The organism is Armatimonas sp. (assembly GCF_043760365.1).
In the GTDB taxonomy this organism is placed as follows: Bacteria; Armatimonadota; Armatimonadia; order Armatimonadales; family Armatimonadaceae; genus Armatimonas.
This window is the reverse complement of sequence record NZ_JAYUPA010000624.1, coordinates 1-4,210: the sequence shown is the minus strand read 5'-3', so window position 1 is coordinate 4,210 and position 4,210 is coordinate 1. Positions and strand designations below refer to the sequence as shown.

Here is a 4,210-nt window from a genome sequence, read left to right as displayed (position 1 = left end):
ACCATATCTTCTGGCACGGGACGATCTACTCGCCCGACGAAGCCCCGTGGCCGGGCTGGGTGTTCTACGCGTCCACGCAGATGAACCCGCGCAACCCGATCTGGCGGCACGCAAAGACGCTCCACGACTATATTTCGCGCTGTCAGTCGTTTTTGCAAGCGGGCGAGCCGGGTAGCGATGTGCTGCTCTACTGGCCCTACCACGACTTGCTCCACTCGCAGAAAGGCCGGATCGAGAAACTCACGGTACATCAGCGTGGCTGGCTGGAAAAACAGACCCTTGGGCCGCTGGCACAGCAGCTCTTAGATCGTGGCTGGCAGTTTGATTTTGTCTCGGATCGGATGCTCGCCAAAAAACTCCCCGAGCGCTACAAAGCCGTGGTCGTTCCCGCAACAACTCACTTCCCCCCTGAGACACTGGCACGGCTCAAGAAGCTCCACATCCCCGTATTCTTCGTGGACACACTTCCCCGTGATGTTCCTGGATTCGGAAAGCTCCCTGAGCGTCGCGCCAAGCTGGAAGCCAGCAAGCGTGGTCTACGCCCCACGCCGCGCACCGAGCTCGAAGCCGCACTCACGCAGGCCGGAGCAAAACGTGAATCACTTGCCGAGCTGGGGCTGAGCGTCGTGCGGCGCACAAGGGAAGGCAGTACCGTGCGCTTTGTTGTCAACCCCACGGACAAGACTGTCGTCCTGCCCTCTGCGACCGGGCGCTGCCTCAACCCGCTCACCGGCGGCGAGGGTGGACGGGAACTCCCCCCCAATGCGTCTGTGATTTATACCCCCTTCGCGAAGCCGCACCCAGAGGGTACCCGGGTCGCGAGGAACGAGCGGGGGGAGGCAGGCTTCGCGAAGGGGGTAGATTTGATTGGCTGGGAGGTGGCGTTTCTTGAGGGTGGCCCGACTCTGCCGCCTCCGTTCTCCTGCGAGAAGCTCAGCTCATGGACGGAGCAGGGGCCGGAGTACGAGGCGTTCTCTGGCACGGCACGCTACACGAGTGTCTTTGAGGCAAAGCCGGGACGCTACATGCTTGATCTGGGAAGGGTTTGTGAGAGCGCACGGGTGCGGCTCAATGGGGAAGAACTTGGAGTTGTGATCCTGGCACCGTTTACGCTGGAGCTGAGTGTCTCCAAACCGACCGGCAATGTGCTGGAGATCGAAGTGGCGAGCTTGGCGGCGAATCGGATTCGGGATCTAGATCGGCGCGGCGTTGTCTGGCAGACCTTCTACGATATCAACTTCGTGAACCTAGACTACAAGCGCTTCGATGCCAGCCAGTGGCCTGTGACACCCTGTGGGCTTCTCGGCCCCGTCACGCTCACGCAACGAACAGACTGAAACGAGAAAGCCCCCTCTTGCTCCACTCCCTGCGAAGCGGGAAAGGGAGCGAGAGGGGGTTGGGGGAGAGGTTATTTACCGACGGCGCAAGAAGGTTGGGATGTCCAACATATCCGTTTGTGTTGCCGTGGCGACGGGGGCCTTCTGGCGCTCCGCTCCGCTGTCTTCTGTCGGATCGGAGGAGATGCCCATCGGAGATGCGGGAGTTGGGCTGCTGACGGACTCGGGGCCATGCGAGAAGATCGTCTCTATACGAGCGAGGCTCGGTGCTGGGGTTGTGCTGGTCACCGTTGCCACCACAGTGGGTTTTTTGGTGTTGCCACTGTTCTGGAAACCCGTTGCCAGCACCGTGATCCGCACCGCTCCCTGCATGCGCGCATCCACCACGGTACCGAAGATAATATTTGCATCCTCAGCATCGGTCTTCTCGCGGATAAGATCAGCGGCCTCGTAGACCTCGGCGAGTGTGAGATCTGGGCCCGCAGTGATATTGACCAAGACGGCGCGTGCTCCGGAGATCTCGGTTTCTAGGAGCGGCGAGTTCACGGCAGCCTGCGCTGCCTCGATCGCACGATGATCACCCTCGGCAAAGCCGATTCCCATCAGTGCCGTGCCCGCATCCCGCATGACGGTCTTGACATCGGCGAAGTCCACATTGATCAGGCCCGGGATGGTGATGATATCGGAGATACCTGCAACTCCCTGACGCAAAACTTCATCGGCCTCTTTGAAGGCATCTACCAGCGTGGCACGCTTCTCGACGACATTCAGCAGACGGTCATTAGGAATCACGATCACGGTGTCTACATTGTTCTTGAGGCGATCAATGCCCTCTTCCGCCAGACGGGCACGACGTGGCCCTTCGAAACGAAACGGCTTGGTCACCACAGCGACCGTCAGGATCCCCATGTCCTTGGCGACTTCTGCGATCACCGCAGCCGCACCGGTGCCCGTGCCGCCGCCCATGCCCGCGGTGATGAAGACCATATCGGCCCCATCGAGCGCACGCTGGATCTCGGACTTGCTCTCCTCCGCACTCGCGCGCCCGATCTCCGGATCGCCGCCCGCTCCCAGACCGTTGGTCAAGCGAACCCCGAGCTGCATCGTGTTCTCCGCAGCCGTGGTCTTGAGTACCTGAATATCAGTATTCATCACCCAAAACTCGACACCGGCGAGCCCCGCCTCGATCATGCGGTTGACAGCGTTCTGACCGCCGCCTCCCACCCCAATGACTTTGATACGCGCAAACGGATCCAGTGTTGTACTGCTCATTCCGCTACTCCGTCCTTCCATGACTGCCTCTTCGTTATTCCCTGACGACCCATTAATAAACTGACGTTTGAAATTTCTTTATCGGGTGATAATCTTCCTGCGAAACGTTTGTTTGCAGGATTAAAAAAACGATAACAACCTGCCTTGCGGGAGCCAGGAGCGCAAGCGCCCCAGAATCCCTTTCGGACGGAGCCGCTGTCGTGGCATCACCCGCTTTGCTCCCCATTGTATCAGCCCGAATGCTGTGGCAAAGCTCGGCGGAGACAGACCCGCTGCCTGAGCGCTGGCGGCGCGGACACAGCCTAGGCGCACGGGCATTCCCAAGAGCTGCTCAGTAAGGGCGGGGAGACCTGGCAGAAGCGCACCGCCTCCGCACAGCACGATGCCCGCGGGCAGTGCATCAAATAAATTGCTCCGCAGTAGCTCTTTTCGGACGAGCTGCATCTGCTCGGTACACCGTGCCTCAATGACCTCCGCTAGCTCGCCGCGTGCCGCTCGCCCTTCACCGACCCCCTCGCTTCCCAGGAGCGCGTAGGGGATCATCGCCTCGCCCGAGAGTGTCTCCGGCTGCGCACACCCCGCCTCGCACTTGATGCGCTCCGCTTCCTCCAGCGAGGTCCGCAGAAACGCCGCCACATCCCGTGTGACCAGAGTGCCCCCGATGGGCACTACGCCGGAGTGACAGATCTCCCCCTGCCGAAAGAGCGCGATATCGGTTGTGCCCCCGCCGATATCCAGAAGCGCAACCCCCAGCTCACGCTCGGCGGGCAGGAGCACCGCCTCGCCCGAGGCCATTGGCTCTAGGATCAGCTCCTCAATCGTGAGTCCCGCTTTCTCAACACAGACGGCGATATTGCGCAGCAGCGCCGACGCCCCCGTGACAATATGCGTGTCCACTTCTAGCCGCGTTCCGCACATGCCAACGGGGTTCTTGATGCCCTCTTGGCCGTCTAGCGTGAAGTAGCGCGGCAGAACATGCACAATCTCACGATCCGGTGGCAGGACTATCAAGCGCGCACTCTCCAGCACGCGCTCGACATCCGCTCGGCGCACTTCCCGCTCCGGACTGAGCACTGCCGCAACCCCCCGGGCGTTCAAGCTCGCGATATGCTCACCCGTAACCCCCACCAGAACCGAGGCGATCTCCACGCCCGCCGCCGCGCTGGCCATCTCCACGGAGGCGATAATGGCCTCGACCGTGCGCGCCATGTCCACGACCGCGCCACGTCGCAGGCCGCTGCAAGGAACATTGCCGACTCCCAGTAGGTTGATCACGCCGCCCATCTGCGCCTCCGCTACCAGAGTACAGACTTTGGTCGTGCCAATGTCCAGCGCAACAACCAGCTCGCTCATCAGGCTCCTGATTTCTCCATTTGGAGCTGCGCTTGACGCTGACTGAGCCAGTAGCGCCGGATCAGCGAAAGATTTGTGAAGACACGCCCTCCTAGAAGCACCACGGCGGCTAGATGTAGGTTCACGCCGATCCTATCGCCCAGGTAGGCGAGAGCCGCCGCAAGCACGGTGTTAATCGCAAAGCCCGTCAGCAGGATATTGTCTTGAAACTTGCCCTCGACGCCCGAGCGAACCCCTCCACAGACCGC

At 61.2% G+C, this 4,210-nt stretch carries 4 protein-coding genes; 1 reads left to right on the top strand and 3 read right to left on the bottom strand.

Going from position 1 to position 4,210, the window contains the following annotated elements; all coding sequences use genetic code 11:
- On the top strand, positions 1 to 1,337 hold a 1,337-nt coding region (locus tag ACH2EH_RS14240), incomplete at its 5' end, for a glycosylhydrolase-like jelly roll fold domain-containing protein (protein ID WP_395142708.1).
- 75 nt (positions 1,338 to 1,412) lie between these two features.
- Here the strand turns inward: ACH2EH_RS14240 and ftsZ are convergent.
- From ftsZ to ACH2EH_RS14225, 3 genes are all read right to left on the bottom strand, one after another.
- Entirely contained in the window at positions 1,413 to 2,609 is a 1,197-nt protein-coding gene (ftsZ, locus tag ACH2EH_RS14235) for a cell division protein FtsZ (protein WP_395142707.1), read from the bottom strand.
- A 120-nt stretch (positions 2,610 to 2,729) separates the two neighbouring features.
- Entirely contained in the window at positions 2,730 to 3,962 is a 1,233-nt protein-coding gene (gene ftsA, locus ACH2EH_RS14230) for a cell division protein FtsA (RefSeq protein ID WP_395142706.1), read from the bottom strand.
- On the bottom strand, positions 3,962 to 4,210 hold a 249-nt coding region (locus ACH2EH_RS14225; protein ID WP_395142705.1), incomplete at its 5' end, for a small basic family protein. The genes ftsA and ACH2EH_RS14225, both read right to left, overlap by 1 nt.